General features: G+C 64.9%; 12 protein-coding genes and 1 pseudogene. 5 read left to right on the top strand and 8 right to left on the bottom strand.

The features are described 5' to 3' along the window. Window positions 1-207 precede the first annotated feature (207 nt). The 3 genes from WDO72_07785 to WDO72_07775 form a co-directional block, all read right to left on the bottom strand. A complete protein-coding gene (locus WDO72_07785; GenBank protein MEJ0085565.1) occupies window positions 208-876 on the bottom strand; it encodes a rhomboid family intramembrane serine protease in 669 nt (222 codons plus the stop codon). A gap of 104 nt (window positions 877-980) precedes the next feature. Next, the gene (locus WDO72_07780; protein MEJ0085564.1) at window positions 981-1,664 is read right to left on the bottom strand and encodes a GNAT family N-acetyltransferase; all 684 of its coding nucleotides are present in this window, start codon (window positions 1,662-1,664) and stop codon (window positions 981-983) included. Between the two features lie 68 nt (window positions 1,665-1,732). Then, complete coding sequence (locus WDO72_07775; protein MEJ0085563.1) at window positions 1,733-2,074, bottom strand: hypothetical protein; 342 nt, start codon at window positions 2,072-2,074, stop codon at window positions 1,733-1,735. A 192-nt stretch (window positions 2,075-2,266) separates the two neighbouring features. Between WDO72_07775 and WDO72_07770 the strand changes: the two are divergent. Together WDO72_07770 and WDO72_07765 are read left to right on the top strand one after the other, a co-directional pair. Then, a pseudogene (locus tag WDO72_07770) lies at window positions 2,267-2,494 on the top strand (DUF3592 domain-containing protein). Then, window positions 2,491-3,180 carry an alpha/beta hydrolase gene (locus tag WDO72_07765; GenBank protein MEJ0085562.1) on the top strand — a complete coding sequence of 230 codons (690 nt, stop codon included), beginning with the start codon at window positions 2,491-2,493 and terminating at the stop codon, window positions 3,178-3,180. Before WDO72_07770 ends, WDO72_07765 begins: the two are co-directional and overlap by 4 nt. 60 nt (window positions 3,181-3,240) lie before the next feature. Here the strand turns inward: WDO72_07765 and WDO72_07760 are convergent, their stop codons facing one another. Further along, a complete protein-coding gene (locus WDO72_07760) occupies window positions 3,241-4,485 on the bottom strand; it encodes a glycerophosphodiester phosphodiesterase family protein (GenBank protein MEJ0085561.1) in 1,245 nt (414 codons plus the stop codon). A gap of 132 nt (window positions 4,486-4,617) precedes the next feature. On the opposite strand from WDO72_07760, the gene WDO72_07755 reads away from it, so the two are divergent. Continuing rightward, complete coding sequence (locus WDO72_07755; protein ID MEJ0085560.1) at window positions 4,618-4,812, top strand: DUF4177 domain-containing protein; 195 nt, start codon at window positions 4,618-4,620, stop codon at window positions 4,810-4,812. A 12-nt stretch (window positions 4,813-4,824) separates the two neighbouring features. Here the strand turns inward: WDO72_07755 and WDO72_07750 are convergent, their stop codons facing one another. Further along, the gene (locus tag WDO72_07750; GenBank protein MEJ0085559.1) at window positions 4,825-6,072 is read right to left on the bottom strand and encodes a hypothetical protein; all 1,248 of its coding nucleotides are present in this window, start codon (window positions 6,070-6,072) and stop codon (window positions 4,825-4,827) included. Window positions 6,073-6,391: 319 nt separating this feature from the next. Beyond that, entirely contained in the window at window positions 6,392-6,877 is a 486-nt protein-coding gene (locus tag WDO72_07745; GenBank protein MEJ0085558.1) for a hypothetical protein, read from the bottom strand. Between the two features lie 135 nt (window positions 6,878-7,012). Between WDO72_07745 and WDO72_07740 the strand changes: the two genes are divergently transcribed. Together WDO72_07740 and WDO72_07735 are read left to right on the top strand one after the other, a co-directional pair. After that, the gene (locus tag WDO72_07740; protein MEJ0085557.1) at window positions 7,013-8,863 is read left to right on the top strand and encodes a winged helix-turn-helix domain-containing protein; all 1,851 of its coding nucleotides are present in this window, start codon (window positions 7,013-7,015) and stop codon (window positions 8,861-8,863) included. A gap of 85 nt (window positions 8,864-8,948) precedes the next feature. Then, complete coding sequence (locus tag WDO72_07735) at window positions 8,949-9,719, top strand: hypothetical protein (GenBank protein ID MEJ0085556.1); 771 nt, start codon at window positions 8,949-8,951, stop codon at window positions 9,717-9,719. Window positions 9,720-9,888: 169 nt separating this feature from the next. Here the strand turns inward: WDO72_07735 and WDO72_07730 are convergent, their stop codons facing one another. Next, window positions 9,889-11,952 carry a ferritin-like domain-containing protein gene (locus WDO72_07730; GenBank protein MEJ0085555.1) on the bottom strand — a complete coding sequence of 688 codons (2,064 nt, stop codon included), beginning with the start codon at window positions 11,950-11,952 and terminating at the stop codon, window positions 9,889-9,891. Then, the gene (gene nhaA, locus WDO72_07725; GenBank protein MEJ0085554.1) at window positions 11,949-13,778 is read right to left on the bottom strand and encodes a Na+/H+ antiporter NhaA; all 1,830 of its coding nucleotides are present in this window, start codon (window positions 13,776-13,778) and stop codon (window positions 11,949-11,951) included. Before nhaA ends, WDO72_07730 begins: the two co-directional genes overlap by 4 nt. Between the last annotated feature and the right edge of the window lie 117 nt (window positions 13,779-13,895).

Here is a 13,895-nt window from a genome sequence, read left to right as displayed (position 1 = left end):
GCCTTCACGCCGAAGCATCACGTGCAATCTTCTATAACCGAACCTGCAGCGTTGCTTGGCGAGCGCCTTCAGCCCTGCACGTGGGGCTGCCCGTTGCGATCCGGCAGCCTCCGATAGTGCAAGCCCAAACAGTGGATGGGCGTCAATGCGGACGCTCGCCGCTCTCTCATCGAGCAGTTCTCCGCGAACCATTCACTATCTATCGGGTCAATTCCAGCGCGCGCCCCGTGTACCGTAAACGGGGCGGCGTTTCGGTTCCGGCGGCTCGTTCGAGAACACATTCCAGAATGCAAGCTTGTACAATGCGCCCGCGATGAACCCCGAGAAATGCGCGACGTGATTGACGGCGCCACCGTCCGCATTTCTATACGCCGCGATATCGAACGCCAGGAACGCAAGGATGAACAGGAACGCCGGTATCTCGATGGTCCGTACGATCCACAACCACCACACGAAGCAGTCGATGTCGTCCTTCGGGTAGCGGAACAGGAACATGCCCATGTATCCCCACACGATGCCGGACAATCCGACGGTGGGAATCGATTCCTTGGTCACCGCCGCATACGCGAGATTGGTGACCAGCACGAACACCACGAACGCCAGTAGATAGCCGGATGCCGAGATGCGCGTCTCGATGGTGCGCGCGAAGCAATAGAAGAAGAACAGGTTGCCGAGCAGGTGCCAGATGTCGGTGTGCGTGAACACCGAGGTGAACATCTTGAGCGGGTCGAGCTGGTCGGGATAAAACGCCAGCGCGAGCTGGTCGGCGTTGGTGCTGGCGAATACGTGGACGATGACACACGCCACGCAGACGAACAGCGTGAAGATCGGAATTCCGTTGGAGCCCTTCTTGCCGAGCGGAACGATCAGGAACATGGAGCGACAAGATAGCCCTGTTCGGCGCCGCGGTCACGCGGAAATCGCCACGCTACGGGTTTCCATGTGAGGCTCGCAGCCGCCCTCGAATGGTTTCGTTTCGTTCACGCTGTTGTCCTCGATATGACTCTGCAGATCGTTTCGCGGCGGATCTGAAACCCCATCTTTTCGTACAACGCCCGCGCGCCGGTGTTGTGGCTCATCACGTGCAGGAACGTGGTCTTGCCGCGCTGCATCTGCCGCCGGATGAGCTTCAACGTGAGCTTCCTGGCGAGGCCGCGCCCCTGGAAATCCGGATGCGTGCAGATGCCGCTGACTTCGTGAAGGTCGCCGGCGCAAAAGCGCTCCCCGGCCATCGCGATCAGGCGGTCTCCATCGAAATAGCCGAAGTATTCGCCGAGCTCGGGCGTGCGGATGCCGAACGGACCGGGGTTCGTGAGCTTCGCCAATGCCGCGGCCTCGACCGCATGTTCGGGGCGCAGAGCCACGGCGTCGGGCGCGGCATCCGAATCGGGCAGCGCCGCGCTCCAGACCATCTTGAACATCGTCGCCTCCTTCTCGATCTGCCAGCCATGCGGAGGCGTGCCGGTCCAGATATCGCAATAGAAGGATTCGCCAGGGGCGCAGATTTTTTCCAGCGCGGGGAAATCCGGCCGTTCGGGATTCGCAAAGCCGAGGATGGGAGAGAAACCCTGTGCGTAGCGCCGCACGTCGCCATCTCCGGTCGCGAATTTGGCGTGCGGGCCGGACAGGCAATTCCACATGATGTTGTCGAGCAGCGGGTACATGGCGCGGATTCTGCCGGGAACGAACCTACCAACCTACCCGATTCTTGCGCAGCACTGCTTCGTTGAGATCACTTTAGAAAAACTGATCCCACCGCCACGGCGAGCGCAATTGCAGCCATTCCGATGGCGGCCAGCGCGAACCGTCGCGTCTTCGCGCGTTCGATCGCCACGGCCCGCGCGGCGTCGTCCAGCGCGGTGACGACGCTCTTCAACTGCTCCGCCAGTTCCTTGATCTGTTCCGCGTTGGTGGCCACCGCGGTCTGTAGTTCGGCGATCTGCTGACTCACGATTTCGGCCTGGTTTGCGGCTGCCTCGACTTTCTTGCGCGTGAAGCCCGGCTTCACGACGCCGATGATGGTGTCGAGATTGTTGAGGACGAGTTTGCCGACGGTGAGCCATGGAACTGCCATGCCGGGGATTCTGGCACAACCTCCGGTATCTTCCTGTCAGCCTGCTCTATCATCGAAATGGAATCGAGATGGGGTCTTGCGGCCGGGAGGTGCATGAGGAAATTCCGCGGTTTCGTCTACGTATTCCTCGGCGTCGGCATCCTGATGCTGATCGTCGCGTTGGCGTTGTGAAACAAGACGCGCAGCTTCGTCGCGCGCGCCGCCTCGACGCAGGTAACGGTCACGGAATTGATCGAGGTGCGCGAAGATGACGGTGGATCGAGCACCTTCAAACCTGTGGTGAAGTTCGCCGCGCCGGGCGGGGAGCAGATCACGTTCACCTCGTCCTACAGCAGCAGACCACCCGCCTATGACGTGGGTGAGACCGTGGATGTCCTGTTCGTGCCGGGCGACGCGCGGATCAAGGGGGAGGACCGATGACGCGGCTGGTCCTGCTGCCCGGCCTCGATGGCACCGGAGAGCTGTTCGCGCCGTTCATCGATGCGCTGGCCGGGTTTCCAGCGCAGGTCGTCGCGTATCCGCCGGATCGCGTGATGTCCTACGCGGAGTACGCAGCGCATGCACGCGCCCAACTACCGCGCGACGAGGATTTCGTGCTGCTCGCGGAGTCTTTCTCCGGGCCGATCGGGATTGCGATCGCGGCTTCCGCCCCGTCCAATCTCAAGGCGCTGATCCTGTGTGTGACGTTCGCTTCGAATCCGCTGCCCGTCTTCGGTATTTTCAGCCGGCTGATCGGTGCACTGCCGCCCGCACGCCTGCCGCCGCAACTCGCCGCGCCGTGGTTGTACGCGGGTCGCGCATCACCGGAACTGCGACGCGTCCACACAGAGGCGATGGCGCAGGTGGCGCCGAAAGTCGTCAATGCCCGGGTCGCGGCGATACTGAAGGTCGACCACCGCATGCTGTTACAAAAGGTAGCCGTGCCGCTCTTGTACCTGCGCGCGACGCGCGATCGGCTGATTCCGAGGTCGGCTTGCCGCGCGATCCAGCGGCTGCGGCCGGATATGGAGATTGCGGAGATCGAAGCGCCGCATTTTCTGCTGCAGACAGAGCCGCAGCGCTGCGTTGCCGCCATCATGAACTTCCTGCGGTCCAGCGGAATCTGACTACCCGCGGGGCGGGCCGGCGCCTGAGGGGGAGGTGGCGCCAGCCCGCGGCTCGATTCGTCAGTCGTATCCCATGCAGCTCGCGTAGTAACTCACCGTCGCGGGCCAGTCCGAGAAAATGCCGAGGATCCCGACGTCCTGCGCCAGCGTATCCAGCGCGTAGTACATGTCGCTGTCCTTCTTGATCGCGCGGCCTTCGGGATCGAACGCATAGTAGAAACCCGCCTTCGACGCGCCCTGGCGCAGGTCCGCGCGCTCGAAGCTCCAGGTGATGATGCCGAGGCCCGCGGCCTTGATGTCATTCGCGTACTGCGACGGAACGACCTTGTCGTTGCCGTCCACCGCCAGCAGCGCGGGAATCGGCGGCGCGAAAATGTGCACGCCCTTGCGCCGCACGTCGCGCAGCTCCGCCGCGGTCAGGCGCGGAAAGCCGGCGCTCGGATCGACGTCATCCAGATAGACCGCCTGGCGGCCGAAGGCCGGCTCGCGCTGCACCCAGTACACCACGTCGTCCAGATTGAAGGACTGAGCCCACACGTCGCGCGGTTCGACCCGCGCGCGCTTGAACTCGTTGATCATCGCCTGCGCGTAGTTGGCCTGGCTGCCGAACACCTGGGCGACGCGCGCCGGGTTGCCGGCCTTGAGCTCGGGCGTGTGTTTGACGCCGAGACTGCGATTGAGCGCGATGCTCTCCTTCAGCGTGAGCAGCGTGCCACGGCTGTTGTAGAGATCCGTGCGAAACGCGGCGGTACCACCGAGATATCCCGCGGCGGTGGTGGCGGCGGGATTCGACGCATCCATCTTGCCCTTGAGCGACTTGAACTGCTTGAGCGTGAGGTCGCTTGCGCAGCACTTGGGCGACGAGTTCGCGCCGGACCAGGGCACCGAACAACTCGCGTTGAGGTCCGTGTCGACGATGTTGGTGGTGGTGTGGAGGTCGCACTCGTCGTGGCGGCAGACGAGCTGGCCGTCCTTGGTGAACGTCACGTCGCACTCGACAATTCCCGCGCCCATGCGCGCGCCGGCTTCGTAGGCTTCCTTGGTGTGTTCGGGCATCTGCAGCGGCGCGCCGCGATGCGCGATCGAGAAATCCGTGCGGCGGAACGGGCCGTCCTTGCACTTGAGCAGCCGCGATTTGAGCGGGCCCGGGTCCATGCCTTGCACGAGGAAGAACGGCCGCTCGCCTAACTGGATGTTGTCGTCGCGGTCTTGGTGATCGTGGCCGTAGTCGCCGGCCAACGCGGTGCCGTTCAGAAATGCGAAGACGAAACTCGCCGCGACCGCGGCCATGGTTGCAAGACGCATGATGACTCCCTGTATGTGCGACCTGCCGCCATGATTCGATGAGCGTGTGTCATCGCGGTGACCGCCCTTTGAAGTCTTTGCGACGCGACTATCGCCGGCGTGCGACTATCCGCGTCCCCCGCGGAGAAGAACATGAAAAAGATCGAGTACAAGACCGCCCTGTTGCCTTACAAGACCGGCATCTTCCAGTCGGATTCGCTGGAAGTCGCAGAGGCGCTCAACAAGCTCGGCGCGGAGGGCTGGAAGCTCTCGCAGATCGTGCTGCCTTCCACGGTGTGGGGTCGGGCGAACACGATGGTGGCCATCCTCGAACGCGCGGTAGATTGACCCGGCACAGATTCAGTCGCGCAGGGGAATCTTTCCGGTCGCGATCATCAGCTCGATCTTGCGGCGATTCGGCGGGAAGAGCTTGTCGAAGTCCCTCAGAAACACAACGTTGACTACCTGCATGTGGAGCTCGTCGAGCTTGCGAAACAGCAGCACGTAGCCCGCGCCGTTCGGGCCGCGCTGCAAATACTTGTCGAACCCGTGTGCCGTGATGCCGTCGAATTTCTCGAGCGGCGAGAGATCGGGATACATCTCCGCGCGCCGCTGCGCCGCGATCGGCACGTACTCTTCGAGTGAGCTGCGGTCCTGACCCAGTTCCGGCGCGAGCAGGTCGACTTCGAAGCGCACGCCGATCACCTTGTTGCTGGAATCGTTCGGCTCGAGCACACGCGCATATTTGGTGTCGAGCGTGGTTTCGCGCCAGCCGTGCGCCGGCGTCAGATCCCAGCGGAAAGTCTTCTCGTATTTCTTCAGCAGCGTGCCGATGGCCGGCGCCTCGTCGCCCCGGCCGACACTCGCGGCCATGAAATGCAGCTTGTCGTTGCGATTCAGGTCGCCGGTGATGAAATCCGCGATCGACGCGCAGACCTGCGGCCAGTGCCGCGTGTAGAAATCGCGATCGAGCACCGCCTGCTTGTAGTGCTCGCGGCCGAGGCCGTAACCGGTGACCAGATTGCGCAGCACGACGCCGCTCGGCTCGCGCACGCGGAACATGCGATAACGAATCGTCTGCGCGGGAGTCAGTTCGTCCGTCGTCGTGTAGACGCCGGCCATCCACAGGCCGACGAATTCGCTGTCCATCACCAGCACGTAATCGAAACCATCCGCCGCCGCCGCGGGTGTCAGCTTGTCTGTCTTCCGGGCGTCGACGTAACGCGCGCGGTCGGTGGTCGTCGTCACATCGAACACCTTGGAGCGCTTCGTGAAACTCTTGCCGATTGCGTCGGCCAGCGCCGGTGTGCGCTCGAAACCCGCGAGTGTTTCGTGTAGTTGGGCCTCCAGCGGTGCATTGCGGCTCTTCTGAACGGCACCGTTGATGAGCGCCATGATCAACCCGCCCACCAGCACCTGCCGTGCGTATTCGCCATCCGTGACGAGCGCAATACGCAGCGGCTCATCCTCGGTGGGGAGGATCGCGAGCACGCGAACCTGGCGCTTTCCGGCGGCCGAGCCAGCGTCGCTGATGCCGTCCGCGCCGTTGGCCAGGCAACAAAATCCCATCAAGAGCCACGGCAGCCGCCGCAACACGTCCAGATTCATGGCCAACCTCCCGGGGAGCGCCATCATCGGGCAGTTAGGCGGAGATTGCCAGATGGACGCCTGGTGGTATGAGGCGAGCGCACAAGGAGTCCCCCATGGAAAGGTCCGTCGTCCCGCCAGCCAGCGCGGCCTCATTGACCGAACGCCGAACATGGGCGCTGCGGCTCGGCGGCGAGATCGGCGACCACCACGTGAGGGTCGCAACGTAGTTAGACGCCGCCGGTTGGCAGGCGCACTGTCAGAAGCGGACAATACGCGCCCGATCGAGGCGCGACTCCGCCCGGCTTGAGCTGCGCCGGGCGGAGTCGCAAGTCCGCCCTTACCGGAAGCGGGCTCCGGTCGCGTACGAACAGCCGGGCGCGCCGAGCGTCGTGCCACGCGTATCCTTCACCTCGAAGCTGCCGCCCTCGGCGACGAAACTCATCGAATCGTTGGACACCTTCGGCGTGCCGCGGATCACCTGCGTGCCTAGATAGATGCCGGTGACGTCGAAGCGCTGGAAAGTCAGCGCCTGCGCGAACGTAGTGCGGCCGGTGCGCCACCAGGTGCCGTACCCCGCGCCGCGCGTCGAGTTCGGCAGTGACGGGCCGGTTTCAGAGACCGTGCCACCCGATTGAAACGACAGGATTCCGGCAAAGGGTCCGGCGAGATTCGCGCCCGAGACGCAGTCGCGGATGAAGACCTGCGTGAGCCATACGCCCTGCAGCTGCGGGACCGGCTGGTAGCGCGAGTCATGCCCGTACGCCGCGGATATCCCCAGCAGCACCACCGAGCCCCTGAGCAGAAGTTTGTTGAAAGCATTCATGTTCGTTCTCCGTTGTTTGGATAGGCGCCAGCCGGCGCTTGTGGGCGGCGACTGGCGGGCCGTACTCTCACCGGCACGCACTGAACGGGCTTTGGCCCGCGTTGATGGGTTCTGAAACGTTCTGAAAAGGCGCGCATGACGGCGAAATCGCGAGGCGACTACGAATTCAGCGGCTTTCGCGTCGAGACCGCGGGCCGCCGCCTGGTCGATTCGCAGGGAAATCGCGTCGACATCTCGGCGCGCGCATTCGACGTGCTGCTGTATCTCATCGAACGGCGCGGCGAGGACGTGTCGAAGGAGCACCTGCTGGCCGCCGCGTGGCCGGGCATGGTCGTCGAGGACAACAATCTCAATCAGGCGATCACGGCGCTGCGGCGCGCGTTCGGCGAACAACGCAGCGAGCCGCGCTACATCATGACGGTGGCCGGCCGTGGCTACCGCTTCGTGGCGGCGGTCGAAGAAGTGGAAGCGGCGGTACGGACCACGGCGCCCGCCGCGACACCGCCTGCGCGTGGTACCACCGGGCGTTACGCGCTGGGCTTCGCGGTGCTGGTGCTCGCGGCGTGCCTCGCCTTCTTCTTCATGCGCAAAGGCCCGCCGCCGGCGCCCGCGGATGCGCCGATCGAGTCACTCGCGGTCCTGCCCTTCCGGCCCTTGCTGCGCGAGCAAAGCAATCCGCCGCTCGAGCTCGGCATGGTGGACGCGTTGATAGGCCAGATCGGGGCCTTGCCCGGAGTCACGGTGCGGCCGCTGAGCACCGTCGCCGGGTTCACCGATGCGAATCAGGATCCGCTCGCAATCGGCAGGAAGCTCGGCGTGGCCGCGGTGCTCGAAGGTACATTGCAAAAAGAAGGCGACCGCCTGCGCGTGAGCGCGCGGCTGCTGCGGGTGAGCGACGGCCGTTCCTTGTGGAGCGGCAGCTTCGATGAGCAGATGACCGGCATCTTCGAAGTTCAGGATGCGATCGCCGACCTCGTGATGCAGACACTGGCTGGCAAGCTCGGCGCGCCGCCGCGCGTCGCCGCGCGGCCGACCCTCAATCCCGAGGCCTACCAGTTCTATGTGAGCGGGCTTTTCAATCTCACGCGGCGCGACATCGACGGCTCCGCCGCGGCGATCGAAGATTTCCGCGCCGCCATCCGCCAGGATCCGTCGTATGCGCTGGCCTGGGCGCGAATCTCCAATGTGCGCGCGATGCAGAGCGCGTTCGGAATCCTGCCGGCGTCGGTCGCGTTGCCGGAGGCGCGGCTCGCCGCGCAACACGCCATCGAGCTCGACAGCGAGCTCGCGCTGGGGCAGGCCGCCATGGGCCATGTGCTGGTGCAATTCGATCGCAACTACGCGGCGGGTGAGCAGTACTACGCACGCGCGCGTCAGCTCGATCCGGACTCCGGGATCGTTCACCTGTGGTCGTCGATCAACTATCTATTTCTCGGCCGCACGGCAGACGCGTTGTCGGAGGCGCAGCGCGCGCAGGAAGTGGAGCCGGGCAATCTGGCGCTCAGCGCGAACGTCGGCCGCGTGTTGTATTACGCGCGCCGCTACCAAGACGCTGCCGCGATCGAGTCGCGCCTGCTGCAACTGGTGCCGGCGTTCGACGATGCGCATTCGATCCTCGGCCGCGCATTACTCAAGCTGGGCAAGGTGGAAGAGGCGCTGGAGCAATTCAATTTGCGTACCAAGTCGAGCCCCGGCAGCTTCGGCGACCTCGGCCGCGCCTATGCCGCCCTGGGGCGGAAGGCAGACGCGGATGCGCAGATCGCGGCGCTGCGCAAGCACGCGCAGGCAGGGTTCGGCATGGCGTACGACATCGCGACCATCCACGCCTTGTTAGGCGAAGTCGCGCCGGCGTGCACGGCGCTGCGGCAGGCGTTCGCCGATCACTCGCAATTGATCGGCACGTTGCGCCTCGATCCCGACTTCGACGCGTTGCGTGGCGAGCAGTGCGTCAAGGACGTGGAGCGCGAGTTGTACGCGCAGCGCTGACGATTACGGATTCTTAACGCTTCTTAACGCAACTGGCACGACGCAGTGCAGGTCTAGCCAACACCTTCATCACGAGGAGTTGGCCATGAACAATCGCACCACTGCTCTTAGCGTATTCGCCGCTGCATGCGCCGCGGCCGCATCCGCCGCGCACGCGGCGCCGCTCACCGACAACCTGAGTATCGAGATGTTCGCCGGCGGCAATGCCGCGATGCCGGGTTCGTTTCGAGGTCAGACGTTGCCGCTCGAGACCGCCGATCCGGCCGGATCGACCGTTTATCACGATCTGAAGTTCGCGGATGCCTACGATCAGCGTTACACCGCGGGCGCCGAGCTCGACTACGCATTCAACCCGCGCATCACTGCATTTGGGCGCGCCGCCTATTCGCAGTTCGACGGGTCGACCCACGAGATCGGCCGTTTCGAACCGGAAGCGCCCGCCGCGTTCGAGAGTGTCAACGCGCGGTTCCACGATACGGCGACACGCGAGTTCGATCTCGGTACGCGTTACACCTTCGCACCGGGCGCGAAACTTCGGCCGTTCGTCGGTGCCGCTGTGGGTGCGACGCGTCTGTCGGCGACGCGCGCGGAATTCGATCACGTCAGCGACACGGGCCGGACGCCGGTGGAGTTGAGCCGCGCCGCGACGGTGTTTCAGCAGCGGGTCGAGACGGGCCTGCAGTACTCACCGATGGAGAACTTCGATCTGCGCCTGACGGCGGCCGCCAGCCATCTCGACGCCGGCAGGCGATCCGACGATCCGAATCTCGCCGCAGTGGGCCTCGACAGCGCGCACGGCGAGCTGCGCGGCCACTGGGACTACCCCGCCGAGCTAGGCGCCGTGTGGCACTTCTGACGTTAAAGGGGACATGCCTATTTTTCGTTCAGAAAAAGGCGTTCAGAAAAAGGGGACAGATCTATTTATGCGCCCCTGGGCACCTTTCCGGCACCGCCAGCTGCGCATAAATAGATCTGTCCCCTTTTTCTGAACGCCTTTTTCTGAACGAAAAATAGGCATGTCCCCTTTAACTCCGGAAGCCGACTCGCGTGTGGCTGCCATCGCAGAAAGGTTTGGTATTGCTATGCCCGCAACGACACAGCTTGGCGGACTCGACGCGCGCCACCACGCGACCGGTGCCGCTGATGATCTCCATATTCCCGCGCACCTGCAGCGGCCCATCTACCAGAGGATCGATCGCCAGCGGCCCGTCACGTACCGGCAACATGTCCGCTTTGCCGGTAGGTGGCTCGCCGCTGGCGGCGAAGTTGATCTCGTGATGCGACCCGTCGCAGAACGGTTTGTTCTTCGACGCGCCGCAACGGCACAACGTGTAGCGGTAACTTCCCGCCGGCGCGCCATCGAGCCGGATATCGGCGCGGATCGCGTACGGGCCGCCTTCACGCACGGAGACCAGGTTCACCGGGGGCGCGGATTCATCCGGCTGGCCATCTTTTCGCTTGTATCGAATCGCACCCGACACACACACGTGCGCAATCTCGGTCAACGCATCGGTGGACATCGCATCGGGATTGATCCACGGCCCCTTCACATTCGCGATGAAGACCTTCGGCCCCCACGTCACGCAGAAGCGCGAGTGAATGCACTTCTTGCCTTCATAGATGAGCGTGAGATCGCGCCCCTCGATGTAGTCGACTTCATCGACCGTGCGCGGCGTGGGCGCGACGTTGCCCGGCTCGATGACCGCCGCCCCCGCGCCGCTGCCGGCGGTACCGGCGGGGGCGGGTGGTACGGCGGCAACCAACGCGGGCGCCGGCCGCGGCGGCGCGCCCGCGCTCAAGACGACGGGCGAATCCTGCTCGATCGTGGCGAAGGTGCGCTCCGCGCGCTGCAACAGGTCGCTCAGGATCCGCAGCGCCTGCGCCACGCGTGCATCGCCATTCACCGCGAGCTGCGTCGCGCCGACGGTCAGCTCCCGCAGCCGCTCGAGAAAAAACTTTCCGGCGCTTACGCCGGGCGGTAACGGCGCCGCGTCGCGCAACGCCGTGAACGACATGCCGGCGTTGCAGGTGGGATTCGAAGGCCCCGCGGGCAGGCGCGCGGCACGTTCCGCGAGCGGCGTCATCGCGCGCATGAGCCCGAGCCCCAGGTCGATGCACAGCGCCTTGGCCGGATGCGGACGCGGCACCAGGTACGAATGCGAGATCAGCCGCAGCATCAGCATGTACGCGGTGTTGGCGAGATCCACCGTCGCCGCCGCTTCTTCGTTCTCGAGCCACACGCGCGCGCCCGGCCGCACCGGCCGGCGCAACACCGGGTTCACCGCAGCCGGAAACGCCGGCGCAAACGCGGGGTTCGCCGTCTTCAGCGCCAACAGCTCCTTGCGGATCTCCATGAAGCGGCAGTAATGCGACTCATCGTTCTCGATCAACGCGCCTTCGCCCTGGCTGATGATGGCCTCGAACGCGGCCAGCGCGGTCTTGGAGCAGATCACCGGATCGCAACCCTGGAAATCGATCTCCTTGCGCGAGATTTGCAGGTTGCGGTCGCCGCAGAACGCTTCTTTCTCGCCGACACGCGCCACGAACGCGGCCAGGTTCTTCGACAAGGTTTCGTAGAACTCGCCCACGGTCTCGTAGTCGATCGGCATCGGCGTGACGCGACGCCGCGCGTCGCCACGCGTGAACTGGAACTCGGGCGCGAACCCCGCGCCGTCCGGCTCGTCCGCGCCGGTGGGCCGCTCGAGGTAGATGAAATGCTGCAGCACTGCCTCGCTGAACGGTGCCAGTCTAACTACCACGTTGGCCGGCAGCGAGCCGGTGTCGAGCGGAAAATTGAGCCGGCCGAAACGCGGGCTGCCGCCCAGCGCCGCCGTGATGTTCCACACCGCGGTGAGGTGCCCCATTTCCTCGACCGCGACCTTAAGGATGCAGCGGCGCCAGCGATTCGTGGCCTCCGCCTCCGCGGCGGTCAGGCCGTCTTCCAACGTGGTCTTGAGACTGAAGGCCGCATACAGATACGTGCACATCAGGTTGTGTTCGAGCTCGGCGGCTTCGTACAGCTGGTGCACGAGCGATTCGCGCGAGATATCGCGCGCCGCGGCGGGTTCGGGGATCATCACGGTGCTCATGTTGCGGCCCTGTCGTTGTCGGTTGGCGGCGCTCCCCACAGCACCGCGACGCCGATGATGGCCGAAAGTACCGACGCTGCAAACACCGCAATCTTCGCCGCGGCGAAATCTTCCGCGACCGGGAACGCCTGCCCGGCGATGAACAGCGACATCGTGAAGCCGATGCCCGCCAGCGCGCCCGCGCCGGCCAGGTGCCGCCACGAGTAGGCGGCCGGCTTCTCGGCCACGCCGAATTTCACCGCCAGCCACGAGGCCAGGATGAATCCGGCGGGTTTGCCGATCGTGAGGCCGCAGACGATCGCCGCCATCAACATGCCATGGCCGCCGAGCACTTCCGCGGCGATCACGACCCCGGCGTTCGCCAACGCGAACACCGGCAGCACGAGATAACTCGAACGCGGGGCGACATTGCGCAACAGGCGGTCGGCCGGCGACTCGAGCCGGTCGTGGACGGCGTCGAGCTGCGCGAGCGCGGGCGCCGACGGCCCGACGCGGAACTGCTCGCCGCCGCGCGCCGCTTCGGCCGACAGGATGGCGTCCGCCTGGGCGCTCAACGCCAGGTAGTTAGGTGGCGGGCGGGTGGGGATGAACGCCGCCAGCAGCACACCGGCGAGCGTGGCGTGCAGCCCGCCCGCATGGACGCAGGCCCACAACACCACGCCGGTCAGAACGTACGGTGTGACGCGATACACCGCCGAGCGGTTGAGCAGCGCCAGGAAGCCCACTGCCGCCAGCGCTCCCAGCAACGCGACGACGTTCAGCGCGTCGGAATAGAAAATGGCCACCACGATGATGGCCCCGATGTCGTCGACAATAGCCGCCGCGGTCAGGAAAATGCGCAGCTCCACCGGCACGCGCGCGCCCATGATGGCGATCAACGCCACCGCGAACGCCGTATCCGTGGCCATCGGCACGCCCCAGCCGTTCTGCCAGCTTCCGGCCGGCACCAGCGCCGCATATATAAGAGCGGGAACGACCATGCCGCCCACCGCTGCGGCGATGGGCAGGGCGGCGCTGCGCCGCGAAGCCAGGTGCCCGACCGTAAATTCGCGTTTTATCTCGAGACCCACCACCAGGAAAAATACCGTCAGCAACGCATCGTTCACCCAGTGCGTGAGCGACATGCGGAAATCGGCATCACCCAGGCTCAGGCCCAGGTTGGTGTGCCAGAAGGCCGCGAACGCCGCGCCGAAGGAAGAATTGGTGATGAAGACGGCTAACAGAGATGCCAGCAGCAGGATCACGCCGGTGGACGGCGCCCAGCTTGCGAAACCCAACGCGGCCGTGCGCACGCGGTGGCCGAGAGAACCCAGCATGGCATCCGTGAACGAGGCTTCGTCCCACGGACCATCGTAGCGGCGGCTGTTGATGAAGAAGGTCGGCGTGAATCGCACGCCGCTGGCGTGCGAACTGGCGATGTCCGATTCGACACGCGCCTTCGCCTCGCGTTCGACGAAATCCACATCGCTCGTGCCGCGTTCTTCCAGGCGCAGATCCGCGGCGACGGCGACCAGGTCTTCCTCGGTCAAGGTGCGCGAGCGGGTCATCAACGCGACGTGCGCGCTCCAGAATTCGTCCGCCGTCTGCGCCTGCTCGATGAGCTCCGCCGCGCGCCGCGCGATATCGCTACCAGTGATCGGCCGGTGCCGGAATACATAACGCACGCGGTCGCCTAGCTGATTGCGCACTTCGCTGATACGTTCATTGGCCGCGCGGCAATGCGGGCAGTCGTAGCTGCCGTATTCGACCAGCGTGATTTCCGCGCGCGGCGGTCCTAACACGTGATCGCGCGAGGCATCGACGGGCCGGTCGAGGCGATTGTTCATGATTTCCGGGAAAAGAACGTGGGCCTCTTAGGATCAACTGCCGGGCGTTCGCGCGCAATCTTCTTTAGTATTGATTTCAGGGAGTAGTCTCGTCCGCAACAGGGAGTGACTAGTGGA

The sequence above is a fragment of the Pseudomonadota bacterium genome, assembly GCA_037200975.1.
Taxonomy (GTDB): Bacteria; Pseudomonadota; Gammaproteobacteria; order Steroidobacterales; family Steroidobacteraceae; genus CADEED01.
The sequence above is the reverse complement of the archived record's forward strand: the minus strand, read 5'-3'. Positions and strand labels throughout refer to the sequence as shown.